Here is a 15192-nt window from a genome sequence, read left to right on the forward strand (position 1 = left end):
GATATTCAGAATACGGTTATATTATTGAGATATTATGTTTATTTGTTTAAAATCTTGAAAAATTTTGATTCAAACAAACTTTCTCAATTGCACTGATTTTTTCAGATTTATAGGTCAAAATTGAGGATAAATTTGAAAGTGCTTTTTAAAAAGAAGTAGAGATTTTAAATATCTTAATACTATTATAAAATTCGAACCCAAATCCATATTCTAATATCTCCGACAATTAGAAAATATTTAAATTAAGAGTTTTTCTGAAAAAAATGGGATTAAGTTGAATTTTAATTAATTGGTATTCAATTTTCTAAGTAATTATTCCAGCTAACTTGAATTCACTGTGTTAACATCATCTTTTATTATGCGGGAAGTTTTTGTATTATAGTATTTCGAGTAGATTAATTCAAAATGCATTCAACCTTAATTATACTTAAAATGGCAGTCCGTAGTATCCAAATAACTGTGTTATTGATACCGATGGTGACAATGATAAGATGACATTATATAGTATTGTCCAGAAAGTCAGCCATAGGAAAAGTCCCGCTGGTAGCCCTGAAGTAATGTAGGATTTCCAGCCTCCAACCATATCCGGTTTGATTTTTAAGTAAAAATAGATTACTAGTGTTGAGGGAACTACTATTATAAAAACAGCTACTAATGAAGCTATTAAGGAAGGGTGCTGAATAGGCATGAAAATTGAGTCTGCATACGGAGATATTAATACTGGACGGATTATTGTGCTTATGATTGCGCCTATTGCTGCGAAAAGGACCCTCATCCAGTACAATTTATCTTTGAGTGATTGTTGCTGCCATTTTCTCAGGAATAGTTCCTTAAAATTTTCCATTGATTTATCCTCCAGCTTGGGTGGTTTGTTTTAAATGAATGGAATGTCCAACGTAGATATTTGTGCTATTGTATATGAGTTAAAGCCTGTTATTGAGGATTCGTGGATTCGGAATATATACCAGTTTAACGATGTTTTCCTGTTTAAGTTAAGGTCTTCGGGATATGGAAATGTAACACTTTTGATTGAACTGGGTCGCCGAATTCATTTGACAGCGTATCAGCGTCCGAAACCCAGATTGCCCGGCAATTTTTGTATGACCCTGCGAAAGTACCTTCGAAATCGACGTATTACTGGGATACGGCAGTATGATTTTGACCGTCTTGTAATTTTTGATGTTGGATTGCCCGAAGATAGATACACGGTTATTATTGAATTTTTCGGTGATGGTAACCTCATTCTTTTAGATCCAGAGAGAAAAATATTTATTGCCAGACACTTTCTCAAGATGAAAGATAGAGATATTCTTCCTAAGAAAGAATTTCAGTTTCCACCAATGAGAGGATCCGATCCACGTGAGATTGATTTTGCAGAGCTGAAATCGATTTTTTCACAGTCCGATAGTGATGTTGTACGCACACTTGTCCGAAATCTAAACCTGGGTGGCGTCTACGCTGAGGAGCTATGTCTAAGGGCAGGAGTGGATAAGAACCAATCTGCATCGACTCTACCGGATGAGGATTTGGATAAAATTTTTTCTCACTTAAAGGATCTAATTGATTCCTTACGTAAAGGAGAATTTAATCCAGTAATAGTTATGAAAAATTCGGATTTAATTTCTGTTGATCCCTTTGAACTTAGGGTATATGAGGGAATGCAGTTTCGAGGGTTTGATAGCTTTAATCATGCTGCCGATGAGTTCTATAGTGCAGGTGAAGTTTTCGAATCAGAGCAAAAGGTTGAGGAAGTGGTTGAAACTGAGGTTGACCGCTATCAGAGAATGCTTGAGGAGCAGAAGGCGAAAGTAGCAAAAATGGAGTTTTCTGAGAAAAAGTACAGGAAGCATGGGGACCTGATCTATGGAAATCTACATCTGGTAAGTGAGCTGCTTGAAACTATTGTTTCCGCAAGACAAAGAAATCATCCTTGGTCTAAAATTGAAGAAAAGATTAGGGAGGCAAGTGGCACTATTCCCTCAGCCAAGATTTTTAAGACGTTAGATCCAAAGACCGCGAAATTATTTGTGAATATTGGGGGTGAAGTAATAGAACTAGATTATCGCAAATCAGCTGTGGAAAACGCAAACCAATTTTATAATCAAGCAAAAAAGGCAGCTTCTAAGGCAGAAGGAGCAAAAAAGGCGATCCAAAGAACTGTTAAACTAATTGAAAATGCAAAAGAAACTCCTCCCGAGGAAATATCCCTCACCCAGCTTGTGAAAAAACGCAAGAAAAAATGGTACGAGTCCTTTAGATGGTTCAGGTCATCGGAAGGAGTCTTAGTATTAGGAGGAAAAGATGTAAAAACCAATACAACTCTTTATAAAAAAAATATGAATTCAGACGACCTTTTCATGCATGCGGATTTCAAAGGCGCACCTGTGGTTATAATCAAGAAAAGCGAACAACCACACTCTGATAAAACTTTGCAAGAAGCTGCGCAATTCGCGGTTTCGTTTTCTAGGGCCTGGAAATCCGGCTGGGGACAGGGAGATGTATACTGGGTTACCCCGGATCAAGTCTCCGAAAGTCCACCTTCTGGTGAGTATTTGGAGCGAGGGGCATTTATGGTCCGAGGGCAAAGAAATTATATTAAGGGTGTACCGCTAAAAATTGCCGTAGGAGTGATGGAAAGTGATGGTGAGATATTACCTATAAGCGGTCCACCTTCAGCTATTGAAAAACAGACAAAAAATTTCGTTATTATCAAACCGGGATCAGTAGCCAAAGGTAAATTAGCCAAACAGATAAAATACCATTTGTTTAAAAAGGCGCCATCTGAACTCAAAGAAAAAATTAATCTTATCGCAATCAATGAATTAGAGAATATACTGCCTCCGGGGCCCGGTGAAATTTCGCAAAACTCATAAAAAACCTTAAGGATATACATAAAATGTGCCACAATTTATTAATTTAATGAACAGAAACCATAAACAAATTGTTTGAATAATCAGTAATTGGAAAAAATCTACAGATTAAAGAATGGTGAAAATAAGAAGGAAACATTTTATAACTGCAACAAAAATTGTTTTTCAGTTTTCAGTTAGCTATAAACATGTTGTTACCGGATTATTTTACAGGGAGGAGACCGAATTGCAAGTCAAAGACATCATGGTTAAAGAGTTGTTTGTGGTTGATAAAGATGATATGGTTTCCTACGCCATTGAACTGATGGTTAAGAAGCGGGTTTCACGCCTGTTGGTTGTCGATAAGGGAAAATTGGTAGGAGTAATCACAGAAAAGGACATGGTTGATCGATTGGGCTCCAGTAAGATGAGGGCACTTCAAGCTTCCAGTGTCCATATTTCAGGTGTTATGAGTGATAACCCTATAACGATTACTCCACAAACAGATGTGGTTAACTCAGCTAAAATTATGATAGACAAACATATTTCAAGCCTACCAGTAGTTGAAAAAGAAGAATTGGTGGGTATTATTACTAAATCCACAATGACAAGACTCTGCCTCAAAATAGACCACATCTTTGTGGGACAAATAATGACCAAGTCTCCTATCACTACCACACCCTTTGACAGAATTATGAATGTCAGAAGAATCATGCTTGAGAAAGATATCAGTAGTTTGCCCGTTTTAGATGATGGTAAATTGGTAGGAATTATAACTGAAGGCCATATAGCTTTATACTTAGCAGAGTTTCGGGAAAAAGTGCCTGAAAAGCACCAAGAAAAAAGAATAAAACATGTGAAAGTAACTGAAGTGATGCAAAAGGATCCCCCATTACTTCACCCTGACAACAAGGTTAGTGAAGCTGCAGATTTAATGCGTAGAGAAAGAGTTAAGAGTATACCAATTATTAACTATGAAGAAAGACTGATTGGTGTTTTGACTAAAACGGATTTGACTAAATTAGTAGCGAATAAATTTATTTTAGAAAATAATTGACAGATGCCATAACTATGATATCCTCTACGGTGGATTTGGTTTTAAAAAACGCAAGAGTGTTTACGTTCCAAGGAATAATCACTGGTGGAGTCGCCGTTGATGAAGGAAAGGTGGTAAAACTTTCTAAGGAGCCAGAATCTCTCAGAGCAGACGAGGTTTTAGACGCTAAAGGCTTTCTCCTATTACCGGGCCTTATTGATGCACATGTCCATATGAGGGATATGCAACTCTCTTACAAAGAAGACTTCTATACCGCTAGTTGCGCTGCCGCAGCCGGTGGGATAACAACTGTTATTGATATGCCTAATACTATTCCTAGAACTTGTTCATTGAAAGCTCTTAGAGAAAAAATGGAGGAAGCTAAAAAGAAAACATTAATAAACATAGCGTTTTATGCAGGATTCCCTTCAAAGCTAACTGAAGTTAAACAGATGACAAAGGAGGGAATAGTTGGATTCAAGTTATATCCCCACGATCCCTTTGAAGAGATCGATTTAGCAAACGAAGAACAAGCACAAATATACTTTAAAGCAGCAGCAGAAAATAATGTACCAGTTTCAATACATCCAGACGATTTAGAAACTATAAAGAAGCTACAATCAAAATTAAAACTGCAAAAGTTGTCAGATATTGAAATTTTCTTAGGCTCACATCCAGCAGAATCAGAGAGGAAAGCTATAGCTAAGTACGCAGAATTGGGAGCCAAGACCGGGTGCCATATACATTTCTGCCATATTTCATCTATGGAATCTCTAGCTGCTATAAAAAAGGAGCAGGGTAGAGGTGTTAAAATAACTTGTGAGTCAACCCCCCATCATCTACTTTTAACCAAAGAAGAATTAGAAAAATTAAACACATTTGCCAAAGTGCTTCCACCCCTTAGATCAAAGAATGATAATATTGCGCTTTGGGCCGCCCTATTGGACGGATTAATAAACATGATTGTAAGCGACCATGCACCTCACAGTCTTCAAGAAAAACAAAAACCTTTCTTAGAAGCCCCGTCGGGATTTCCCGGACTAGAAACATTATTCCCAGTAATGCTTACAAAGGTTGCCCATGGCGATTTAAGATTGGAGAAACTGGTTGAGATGACATCAAGTTCACCATCCAAAATATTCAAAGTTGGAAATAAGGGAATGCTTCGTGAAGGATACGATGCAGACATGGTTCTAGTTGATATTAAAGAAAAATGGAAAATTGATCCAGAAAAATTTTATAGTAAGTCAAAGTTCTCCCCCTTTAAGGACTGGAAGGTTGTTGGAAAAGTAAGAAATACCTTCATTAACGGTTCATGTATAATGTCTGATGATGAAATAACGGCTCCAAAAGGAATTGGAAGCATCATACAAATTCGTCATTAAATTTAGTAAAATGTATTTTGGATAAACTTTAAAAGATTTCTATAGAAATGGAAAGTGAAGAGCTATTTTCTAGGAGGTCAAATATCTGTCAGATGAAAAAGCAATGATGGAAGCTATGAAAACACAATCTGTGGTTAACATTGGAACCACAGGACATGTTGATCATGGAAAGACCACACTGGTTGAAGCTTTATCTGGCGAGTGGACTGACCGTCATAGCGAAGAGAAAAGGAGAGGAATCTCCATAAGACTTGGTTATGCTGACGCAATTATTTTAAAATGCCCCACTTGTCCACCACCGGAATGTTACACAACCGCGACGATGGCTAAAAATACTAATTTAAAATGTCCAAAATGTGAATCGGATTTAGTTTTTGTTCGACGGATATCCTTCGCTGACGCCCCGGGTCATGAAGCTCTCATGGCGACTATGATAAGTGGAGCCGCGCTTGTAGATGGAGCGATTCTGGTTATAGCCGCTAATGAACCTTGCCCTCAACCTCAGACAAGAGAGCACTTTGCCGCTCTTCAAATTGTGGGGGTTAAAAATCTTATTATTGTTCAGAACAAGATTGAATTAATTTCGAAGGAAAAGGCCGTACGAAATTATAAAGAAATTTTAGAATTTGTGAAGGGGACAGAGGCAGAAAAAGCGCCCATTATCCCTACTTCTGCAGTTTTTAGGGCTAACCTCGATGTCTTGATTGATGCTATGGAGAAAATCATCCCAACTCCGCAAAGAGATTTCACAAAATCTATGCGTATGTATGTAGCCCGATCCTTTGAGGTTAATAAGCCTGGTACTGTTCCGGAAGATCTTAAGGGCGGAGTTATTGGAGGATCAATAATTCAAGGCAGAGTTAGGATAGGCGATGAAATAGAGATTAGGCCAGGGCTCAGAATTGAAGGAGGCGGTAAAGTTAGTTACGAGCCATTATATACGGAAGTGACCAGTATTCAAGCGGGTGAAGGTGTTCTATTAAAAGATGCTAAATCAGGAGGTTTGATTGGTTTAGGAACCAAACTTGATCCATCTATAACGAAGGCCGATGGACTTGTGGGCAGTGTTGCTGGTCAGCCCGATACACTTCCTCCTTTAATTGATAACTTTAATATTGAAGTTAATCTTTTGGAAAGAGTTGTTGGTAGTCTGGATTTATCAAAAGTAGAGCCTATTAAGACAGGGGAACCCTTAATGATGAACATTGGACCAGCCGCAACTATAGGGGTTTCGACCTCAGCACATAATGGATATGTGGAAATTTCTTTGAGGAGACCAATTGTTGCGGAAGAAGGTCAAAGAATAGCCTTAAGCAGACGAATTGCGGGTCGTTGGAGACTGATTGGATGGGGATTAATAAAGTAAATCCTGTTTTAAAGATAGTTTTAGATACAAATTTTCTTATGACACCATTTAATCTAGAAATAGATGTTATTTCAGAGTTGGATAGAATAATTAACCAAAAATATGAGATAATTATTCCCTTGGGAATAATTAAAGAGTTAAAAGGATTATTAAAAAATCCCAATTTAAAAACAAGAACAGCAGCAAAGCTTGCATTAAAAATTGCTAAAAGGTATAAGATTGTAGATATAAAGGATGAAAATGGAGATATTGATGATTTAATAGTCCAATTTTCAAAAAAGGAATATTGCGCTGTAGCGACTAACGATCAGAATTTACGAAGAAGACTTAAATCTGAAGGTATACCAACAATATATGTGCGGCAAAAATCTCATCTAGAAGTGGAGGGCTACCTATAAGTTTCAAGAAATAACTAAATTCAAAATTTTAAAAATAATGAAGGATTATGGAAGAGAAAACACGTATTAACTAGTAATAAAGAAAAGTTTAAATTAATTTCCATTAGATAAAGTTATCCTTAAAAAATATTAAGCTTAACTTGTTAAGGACTAAACTAATTATTCTTACGTAGGAGCCCCACAAAAAACCATAATGTTATAGTTAATAATGATTGAAATTTTCGCTATTAGAATAGGTGACTTGGAAAATGTATGAATTGGTTACCCTTAAGGATACTGTGCGTATACCACCAGATAGGTTTGGTGAACTAATAAATGAGGTTGCGCTCGAAATTCTCATGAAAGAATATGAGGGAATCATCGACCCTGATCTTGGTGTTGTAATAAGTGTAGTAGGCGTAGAGAATGTAGATGTAGGTAAACTACTTCCCGGTGATGGAGCTGCCTTCCACAAGGTACTTTTTAGTGTACTGGTTTTCAAGCCAATACAACATGAGATAATTGAGGGAGAGGTTGTAGAGGTAGTAGATTTTGGAGCATTTATTCGGCTAGGTCCTCTTGACGGATTGTGCCATGTGAGCCAAATTACAGACGATTTCATCTCCTATGATTCTAAAAGACGAGCACTAATAGGAAAGGAAACTGGCCGCACTATACAAGAAAATGATAAGGTAAGAGCGCGAATTGTTGCGGTTTCAATAGGGGGAGGTATAAGGAGCGGAAAATTAGGTTTAACAATGCGTCAACCTTTCCTTGGAAAGATAGATTGGATAGAAGAAGAAGTCAAGGGTACTAAAGAAGAAAAGAAAGTAGAGAGAAAGGAACCCAGAGAGGAGAAACCTTTAGCAAGAAGAACAAAAAAGAAGAAAAAATCAAAATCTAAATAGTTATAGTTGAAGTGTGTTTAAATGAAAGAAAAAGCCTGTAAAATATGCCATTCTCTGGTCACCGGACAGATATGTCCAAAGTGTAAAACACCCTCGCTGTCCGGCGATTATAGTGGTATAGTAATAATCTTCGATCCTGAGGAGTCCGAGATAGCTGAAAAACTCCAAATAAAAAATAAGGGAAGATATGCATTGAGAGTTCGGTGAGGTTGAAGCATTGGAAACAGTGAGAGATCTGATCCTACCCATTAAACTCAGGGAAAGACTCAAACAGCCTTTTGGCACCCTCTTAAGAGGTAAACACCCTGAGACAACACTTAGGGCAAAAAATATGATACTGGAAAAAATGCCACCTAAAGTAGTAGCCGTGGGAGATGTTGTAACAAAAAATTTAATCGAGAAAGAATTAATCCCTGATATAAGTATAATTGATGGAAAAACTTTGAGAACCACAAATGAAAACGTAAACGTGCCAAACTGTATCCAGATGAAAGCACAAAACCCGGCGGCAACAATTAGTGCAGGGATATGGGACACATTAAAAAAGGCCTATGAGTCAAATGTTCCAGTAGAACTATTTATTGAAGGAGAAGAAGATCTGCTAACTATGCCAGCCATTCTTTTAGCCCCCGACAAATCATTTGTAATCTACGGTCAGCCCAAAGAGGGAATAGTCATAGTTGAAGTGAACGAGAATAAGAGGAAAGAGGTAAAAGAAATCTTAAATAAAATGGAGGCCATTTAATGGAAGTAAGTATAATCTCAAGAAAGGAAAACCCATTATTAGAAAGGGAAGAATTAATCTTTTTAATTAACCACGAATCGCAGGGAACACCTTCAAGAGAAGAAATTAGAAATAAGTTAGCAGCGATTTTAGATGTTGATACAGATAAGCTTTTTATTAAAAAAATCGAGTCGGAGTACGGCTCAACTAGATCTAAAGGTGTCGCGAGAATATATAAATCTAAAGAGAGAGCGCTACTAGTGGAACCTCATCACATAGTAAAAAGGAATATTGGAGAAACTGTAGAAGGGGGAAAGAAACCCAAGGAAAAGAAGCAAGCTAAACCCGCTAAAATTAAGAAGATTAAATAAGTTGTTAGAGGTGTTCTGATTGAGTAAATACTATAAGATAACCGGAGACAAGATAGAAAGACTGAGAGTTCATTGTCCAAGATGTGGTAGTGGTATATTTATGGCCAATCATTATGATAGAATGTCTTGTGGAAAGTGCGGATATACTGAATTCAAAAAGAAAGAACCCAAAGAAAACGAGGAAAAAGAGGGTTAATTAAATTACGGTTTCTAATAATTACTATCTTGAAAATTTTATAAAAATTATGATTAACATCATCATGAAAACCCCCTATAAAAAAGGCAAATAAAGAAAAAAGCCTAAGTGGATCCAATTAACTTTTAATTTTAATTTTGTAAAAAATCACTCTAAATTTGAATTTTATGGGTGGGAATAGATTTTGAATAAACATAAGACAAAAAATTATATTAATTGCTTAGGTATGGAGGGAACCGCCCACACTTTTGGAGCGGGAATAGTAAATGATGAGGGTAAGGTTCTCTCAAATGTATGGGAGGAGTATATCCCAATTAAAGGAGGAATACATCCAAGGGAAGCGGCTCAACACCATGCAACGGTAATCAAAAAAGTAGTAAGTAAGGCTATAGAAAAATCAGGTATCAAAAAAAGAGAAATAAATGTGGTAGCATTTTCTCAGGGTCCGGGGCTAGGTAATGGGTTTATCCTTTTACTCCCTTGAGGACCTTGTCTAAGAACCACTGCCACAGCTGCAAGAGCCCTTTCACTACTATTAAACGTACCTCTAGTGGGTGTAAACCATTGTGTAGCACATGTGGAAATAGGTAAACTTGCAATGAATGTGAAAGACCCGGTTACACTTTATGTTTCTGGAGGAAATACCATGGTTACCGCTTTTGATGAGGGACGCTACAGAGTTTTTGGAGAAACCTTAGACATCGCTATAGGTAACATGTTGGATGTTTTCGCGAGAGAAATCGGACTCCAACATCCTGGAGGCGCGAAAATAGAGCAACTAGCAAGAAAAGGAAAAAAATTCATACCGCTACCCTACATAGTTAAAGGAATGGATTTATCCTACTCAGGACTATTAACAGCAGCTCTCAATAGGAAAAAAGAGTGCAAAATTGAGGATCTTTGTTACAGTTTGCAGGAAGTTGCCTTTTCTATGCTCGCAGAAGTGACAGAGCGAGCTGTTGCCCATACTGGTAAGAAAGAGGTTCTATTGACAGGAGGAGTTGGCAGAAATAAGCGATTACAAGAAATCTTGCGAGTAATTTCAGATGAACATGACGCGGTTTTTTCCGTCGTTCCAGATAAATTGGCGGGGGATAATGGCGCAATGATTGCATGGACCGGCTTACTCGCATACAAGAGTGGACAAATAATAAGAGTAGAAGAAAGCTTTGTACGTCCAAAATGGCGTCTGGACGAGGTAGATATTTCTTGGATTAAATAAGGGAGCCAGAAAATGTTATACAGAAAGGGTGCTGAGGCATACCTGTACCTAGAGGAATGGTATGACCGGAAAGTGATAATAAAGAGAAGAGTTTCTAAAGCCTATAGGGTGCAGGAACTGGATGAAAAACTGAGGAAAGAACGCACAGTAAAAGAGGCTAAACTACTTTCAGACGCCAGAAAAGCGGGAGTTCCAACTCCTATGATTTATTTTATTGATATGGATAATACCACTATAATAATGGATTTCATCCAAGGTCCACAAGTTAAAACGGCCATCCAAACTATGAAGGAGCAGGAAAAAAAGAGCATTTTTAGAAACATTGGAAGTTTAATTGGGCGTCTGCACAATGCCGGCATCATTCATGGGGATCTCACAACTTCAAATATGATTCTCCAAGACTCTAACATATATTTTGTTGATTTTGGTCTAGGCGATTATTCCGTTGCAGTTGAAGACCAGGGAGTTGACCTCCATCTTATGAATAGAGCTCTACAGAGCACACATTACGCTTACGCAGAAAAAGGATTCAAAGTGGTTCTTGAAGGGTATCAAAAGACTATGTATAAATCAGACGAAGTGGTCGAGAGAATGTACGCAATAGAAAAAAGGGGAAGGTATCACAAAGAAAGATAAATTAAAGCTCAAGAGATGTGAGTGAATGGACAGAATAACCATATTTTTTGCAACTGGTAATATTGTGAAGGTTGAAGAAGCGGAGAGAATCCTAAAGGAGTACAATATTTCAATTTTACACCTACCAATGAAACTTCTAGAAATTCAATCAGAAAATTTGGAAGAGATAGCGGTTTTCAGCGCACAGAAGGCTTGGGCAGATCAGGAGAAACCCCTATTCGTAGAAGATGCTGGTCTTTTTATTAAACGATTGAATGGTTTTCCGGGACCATACTCCTCATATGTTTTTAAGACCATATCGAATGAGGGAGTATTAGGACTGATGGCTCAATATGAGGATAGAATCGCCTATTTCCAGTCGGTAATAGCTTTTTGTAGCGGTAAAAAAACAGTGACATTTAAAGGCGAAGTTTATGGCAAAATTAGTAGAGAACGGCGGGGAAATTTTGGATTTGGATTTGACCCAATATTCATTCCAGATGAAGGAGATGGAAGAACCTTTGGGGAAATGAATATATCCGAAAAAACAGCTATCTCGCACAGAACAAGAGCCTTAAGGAAATTCGCTGAATGGGTTAAATCCACAGATATTTCGAAATTTATTTAAGGAGGAGTTCTTTCTCTATCCTAATGTAATAATACTGCGAATCTAAAGAGAGGAAATAGTAATGGCTAAAATGCACTCGAGAGCAAAAGGAAAGTCAGGATCCACTAGACCAGCGGTACTTAAACCGCCTGAATGGTCCAACCAGACTCCAGAATGGGTAACAGATAAAATCGTTGAACTTGCAAAAGCCGGGCAATCACCATCTATGATCGGATTGGTTATGAGAGATCAGTACGGTGTACCCCTAGTTAAAGCAGTTCTCGGTAAATCAATTAGCGACATAATAAAAGAGAACGGATTGGCGCCCTCATTACCTGAAGATTTGAATAACCTTATAAAAAAGGCAGTTTCTGTAAGAAAGCATCTAGAGGAGAATCCCAAAGATCTGCATTCGAAAAGAGGGTTACAGGAAGCCGAAGCCAAAATTCAGAGACTATCTAGGTATTACAAGAAGAGTGGAGTCTTACCAGCAGATTGGAAATACGAACCAGACAGAGCAGCTATTCTTATTCGGTAGACAGTGCTAGGATAGATAACTTTGAGTAAATTCTTAAAAATTTATGAAAACTGCAAACAAGTTTCCGAGAAGATATTAGAAGCTCGTGAAAAAGATCTATTTTTCCGCGTAATTTCTCACCTTGATGCAGATGGAATCGCCGCCGCAGGCATAACTTCCCATTTTCTTCTTAGAATGGGAGCAAACTTCCATCTTAGAATAGTTCAACAACTCAGAGAAGAAAACCTTCGCGAAATTCAAGAGTCGAAAGAAAGCATCTTTGTATTTACCGATTTAGGAAGCGGACAAATAGGAATTATTGAAAAAAATCTGCCACCAGAATCGGTCATAATAATGGATCACCACCCTCCGGAAAAAGAAACTACAATACACCAAGCAAATCCGCACTTATGGGATATTAATGGAGCCACAGAAATAAGTGGCGCAGGAATCACCTATTTAGTGGCAAAGAGCATAGATAATTCAAATATGGATCTTGCGCCTCTGGCAGTAGTAGGTGCACTTGGAGATAGACAAGATAAGGGGGAGCAGCATCGCCTAAACGGAATTAATGCCGAGATAGTGAAAGACGGCATAAATAAGGGCGTACTTGAAGAAACCACCGGTATTCGCCTTTTTGGAAGAGAAACACGTCCGATAGCAACAGCTCTGGAATACACCACAGACCCGTTTATACCCGGGTTATCAGGAAACCATGGCGCATGTCTCAAGTTTCTAACAGATACAGTCAAAATACCGTTAAAAACTAATAATAGTTGGAGAACAATATCCGACCTCTCACAAGAAGAGAAAACAAAACTAGTATCTGAACTCATACAATACATGTTGGGACCAGGAGAAATGACCTCTGAAGAAGCACAAAGCATAGTTGGTGTAATATATATTCTACCAAAGGAAGAAAAACAAACCCCACTCCGAGACGCCAGAGAATATTCAGCTCTACTAAATGCTTGTGGACGCATGAAAAAACCCGGTCTAGGAGTAGCAATATGTTTAGGTGACAGAAAAAAAACACTTGAGGAAGTGGAAAACGTAGCTACAGATTACCGTGAAAAATTATCAGGGTACATGGGATGGCTCATAAAACCAGGGACCATAACTCAGATGGAACACCTCCAAAGCTTTCATGGAGGAAAGGTTATAGATGATAGAATCATAGGAACGATAGCATCTATAGCCATCTCCTCAGGTATAATTCCCCAAGATAAACCGGTACTCGCTTTCGCAGAATCCGGGGAAGATATGGTGAAAGTCTCAGCAAGAGCAACTGATTACCAAGTACAACGGGGAATAGATTTAGGAGCCGCTCTTAGAAGCGCAGTAAAGGAGATATCTTCAGAGGCTACAGCAGGCGGTCATAATATAGCTGCGGGAGCACACATTCCAATAGGTACAGAAACTAAACTGTTGCAAATTCTAAATAAAATAATAAAAAACCAGCTAGGTGAAAATGGTGCTTCAAATGAGAGCAAATATTAAAATCGAATACCAGAACCAGAGACAGGCAGAAGTTGCGACCAAATCACTAATACCAGATAATAAGCCATTACCTAGAAATATTTCTATAGAAATGGGTACTATGGGAAAGAAAGCCGTCATAGATGTTAGATGTGTTTGTAGAATTGAAACATTACTTTCAACCATAGAGGATATATTAGCTTGTTTATGCCTAGCAGAGAGTTTCTTTTCTCTCGATGGTAAGAAGAAAGAATAATAATTGGATTTTAGTGTTTTTTCTCTTTAGTCCAGGTTTGCTGGCATTTCAAACATTTATAAGTGTATTTCTGACCTCTTGGTGTAGGTTGTTTCACTACAATGTCCACTTCTGTTGAACCGCACCTAATACACTTTTCAGACATTCTTATGAAACACCTTCCTCTAAAATTTTAAAAAATAAATATGTTTAGATTATTGAAACTTTTAGGCGGCTGCCACCTCTTCTTCAGTAGCTTCAGCTTCTTTCTTTGCCTTTGCTTTCCTTTTCTTTCTTACTCCTTTCATTTTTGTCTTGCTTATTAATTTGGATTTCCTTATTTCACATTTTCTTAAAGGAGTTACCTTCTTTGCTGCATTATAAATCTCAGAAGCAATTTTACCCAAAACCGCCTCTTGTACAAATTCACCATAATTAAGTTGCTTAGCTTTTTCTAAAAGGGTATCATACATTATTTTACGAATAAGTTTTTCTTGACTAGTTTTGGCACGATTATTAGTAAAAGCTACCGCAGAAACACGTAAAAGTCTACCATCTTTTGTTTCTATATCAAAGACCCCGTCAACTCTACTACTACCACGACGCACAAGGCTCCTCAGATAATCCCTAGTGAGATCATGACCTTTAAAATCTGTGTAAGCTTTATCACCTTTAACGTCAACTATTTTAAAAAACATCTTCACATGCACTAGAGAAAAGTCTCCAGTAACATCGTAGAGCGTGGTTTCTACAACCCGATCAATCAATTTTTGAGAGTCACTAGTAACAGTTTCACCTGCTTCAATATTGCCAAAATAGGGTGGAGCGATTATAGTATACCATTGCTTATCGCGCCAAGTATCCCTTGCTTTCGACTTATCTTTCTTTTTGCTCAAAATGTATCACTCTCGAAATATTCATAGCATAATAAGCAGTTTAAATTCTACTCCTTTAAAACTTATCGTGTACATATAAAATTTTTTAATTGAATTTTTTTAATCTTTGTGTATCTTTTAAAAACCTGACTCGAAATTATCTACTTTTTAAAGAATAGAACTCAAGACTCTTTGTTTAGCCCTTTTCAATTCTTGATAGCTTCTCTTTTTGTTATAAGTTGACCTATCAGTAGTTTATTTCACCGCCGTCGGGAGAATTTACAGCAGTATTTGATAAATGCTCATTTTGAAGAATAAAATTCATTAATTTTTTGATTCTATTTTAGAAATTTTATGTTATTGTTTTTAAATTAATTTTTTTTATGTTTTTTATGTGAACATAAAGGAGACATAAAGACATGTCCTTTTT

18 protein-coding genes and 1 pseudogene are annotated in these 15192 nt (G+C 37.4%); 16 read left to right on the forward strand and 3 right to left on the reverse strand.

Annotated features, from left to right (window positions below; translation table 11 throughout):
• Positions 1–427: 427 nt before the first annotated feature.
• On the reverse strand, positions 428–844 hold the full coding sequence (locus tag ACUVXA_RS05875) for a hypothetical protein (RefSeq protein WP_445870313.1): 417 nt from the start codon (positions 842–844) through the stop codon (positions 428–430).
• Positions 845–878: 34 nt separating this feature from the next.
• On the opposite strand from ACUVXA_RS05875, the gene rqcH reads away from it, so the two are divergent.
• The 16 genes and pseudogenes from rqcH to ACUVXA_RS05955 all read left to right on the forward strand — a co-directional run bounded on the left by rqcH (position 879) and on the right by ACUVXA_RS05955 (position 13908).
• On the forward strand, positions 879–2873 hold the full coding sequence (rqcH, locus tag ACUVXA_RS05880) for a ribosome rescue protein RqcH (RefSeq protein ID WP_445870314.1): 1995 nt from the start codon (positions 879–881) through the stop codon (positions 2871–2873).
• Between the two features lie 223 nt (positions 2874–3096).
• Positions 3097–3906 (forward strand): CBS domain-containing protein, encoded by an 810-nt coding sequence (locus ACUVXA_RS05885; RefSeq protein WP_445870315.1) that lies wholly within the window; start codon positions 3097–3099, stop codon positions 3904–3906.
• A 35-nt stretch (positions 3907–3941) separates the two neighbouring features.
• Positions 3942–5270: a dihydroorotase gene (locus ACUVXA_RS05890; protein ID WP_445870316.1), complete on the forward strand. Its 1329-nt coding sequence runs from the start codon at positions 3942–3944 to the stop codon at positions 5268–5270.
• A gap of 115 nt (positions 5271–5385) precedes the next feature.
• Positions 5386–6636, forward strand: a complete 1251-nt coding sequence (locus ACUVXA_RS05895) for a translation initiation factor IF-2 subunit gamma (RefSeq protein ID WP_445870317.1) — start codon at positions 5386–5388, stop codon at positions 6634–6636.
• Positions 6618–7034, forward strand: a complete 417-nt coding sequence (locus ACUVXA_RS05900; RefSeq protein ID WP_445870318.1) for a type II toxin-antitoxin system VapC family toxin — start codon at positions 6618–6620, stop codon at positions 7032–7034. Before ACUVXA_RS05895 ends, ACUVXA_RS05900 begins: the two co-directional genes overlap by 19 nt.
• Before the next feature lie 248 nt (positions 7035–7282).
• Positions 7283–7921 (forward strand): DNA-directed RNA polymerase, encoded by a 639-nt coding sequence (locus ACUVXA_RS05905; protein ID WP_445870319.1) that lies wholly within the window; start codon positions 7283–7285, stop codon positions 7919–7921.
• Between the two features lie 21 nt (positions 7922–7942).
• Entirely contained in the window at positions 7943–8128 is a 186-nt protein-coding gene (gene spt4 / locus ACUVXA_RS05910) for a transcription elongation factor subunit Spt4 (protein ID WP_445870320.1), read from the forward strand.
• Between the two features lie 19 nt (positions 8129–8147).
• Positions 8148–8666 carry a GTP-dependent dephospho-CoA kinase family protein gene (locus ACUVXA_RS05915; protein ID WP_445870329.1) on the forward strand — a complete coding sequence of 173 codons (519 nt, stop codon included), beginning with the start codon at positions 8148–8150 and terminating at the stop codon, positions 8664–8666.
• Entirely contained in the window at positions 8666–9016 is a 351-nt protein-coding gene (locus ACUVXA_RS05920; protein ID WP_445870321.1) for a 30S ribosomal protein S24e, read from the forward strand. Before ACUVXA_RS05915 ends, ACUVXA_RS05920 begins: the two co-directional genes overlap by 1 nt.
• A gap of 19 nt (positions 9017–9035) precedes the next feature.
• Complete coding sequence (locus tag ACUVXA_RS05925) at positions 9036–9212, forward strand: 30S ribosomal protein S27ae (protein WP_445870322.1); 177 nt, start codon at positions 9036–9038, stop codon at positions 9210–9212.
• A gap of 211 nt (positions 9213–9423) precedes the next feature.
• A pseudogene (locus ACUVXA_RS05930) lies at positions 9424–10434 on the forward strand (bifunctional N(6)-L-threonylcarbamoyladenine synthase/serine/threonine protein kinase).
• Between the two features lie 12 nt (positions 10435–10446).
• A complete protein-coding gene (locus tag ACUVXA_RS05935; RefSeq protein ID WP_445870323.1) occupies positions 10447–11070 on the forward strand; it encodes a KEOPS complex kinase/ATPase Bud32 in 624 nt (207 codons plus the stop codon).
• A 25-nt stretch (positions 11071–11095) separates the two neighbouring features.
• On the forward strand, positions 11096–11677 hold the full coding sequence (locus tag ACUVXA_RS05940) for an XTP/dITP diphosphatase (protein ID WP_445870324.1): 582 nt from the start codon (positions 11096–11098) through the stop codon (positions 11675–11677).
• A gap of 61 nt (positions 11678–11738) precedes the next feature.
• Complete coding sequence (locus ACUVXA_RS05945) at positions 11739–12194, forward strand: 30S ribosomal protein S15 (protein WP_445870325.1); 456 nt, start codon at positions 11739–11741, stop codon at positions 12192–12194.
• A gap of 21 nt (positions 12195–12215) precedes the next feature.
• Positions 12216–13673, forward strand: coding sequence for a DHH family phosphoesterase (locus ACUVXA_RS05950; protein WP_445870326.1), 1458 nt, complete (start codon positions 12216–12218; stop codon positions 13671–13673).
• Complete coding sequence (locus ACUVXA_RS05955) at positions 13657–13908, forward strand: KEOPS complex subunit Pcc1 (protein ID WP_445870327.1); 252 nt, start codon at positions 13657–13659, stop codon at positions 13906–13908. Before ACUVXA_RS05950 ends, ACUVXA_RS05955 begins: the two co-directional genes overlap by 17 nt.
• Positions 13909–13918: 10 nt before the next feature.
• Here ACUVXA_RS05955 and ACUVXA_RS05960 read toward each other — a convergent pair whose 3' ends face one another.
• Together ACUVXA_RS05960 and ACUVXA_RS05965 are read right to left on the reverse strand one after the other, a co-directional pair.
• A complete protein-coding gene (locus ACUVXA_RS05960; protein ID WP_445870328.1) occupies positions 13919–14053 on the reverse strand; it encodes a hypothetical protein in 135 nt (44 codons plus the stop codon).
• 61 nt (positions 14054–14114) lie between these two features.
• On the reverse strand, positions 14115–14786 hold the full coding sequence (locus ACUVXA_RS05965) for a 30S ribosomal protein S3ae (RefSeq protein WP_445870330.1): 672 nt from the start codon (positions 14784–14786) through the stop codon (positions 14115–14117).
• Positions 14787–15192: the final 406 nt, after the last annotated feature.

Source organism: Candidatus Jordarchaeum sp. (genome assembly GCF_052745115.1).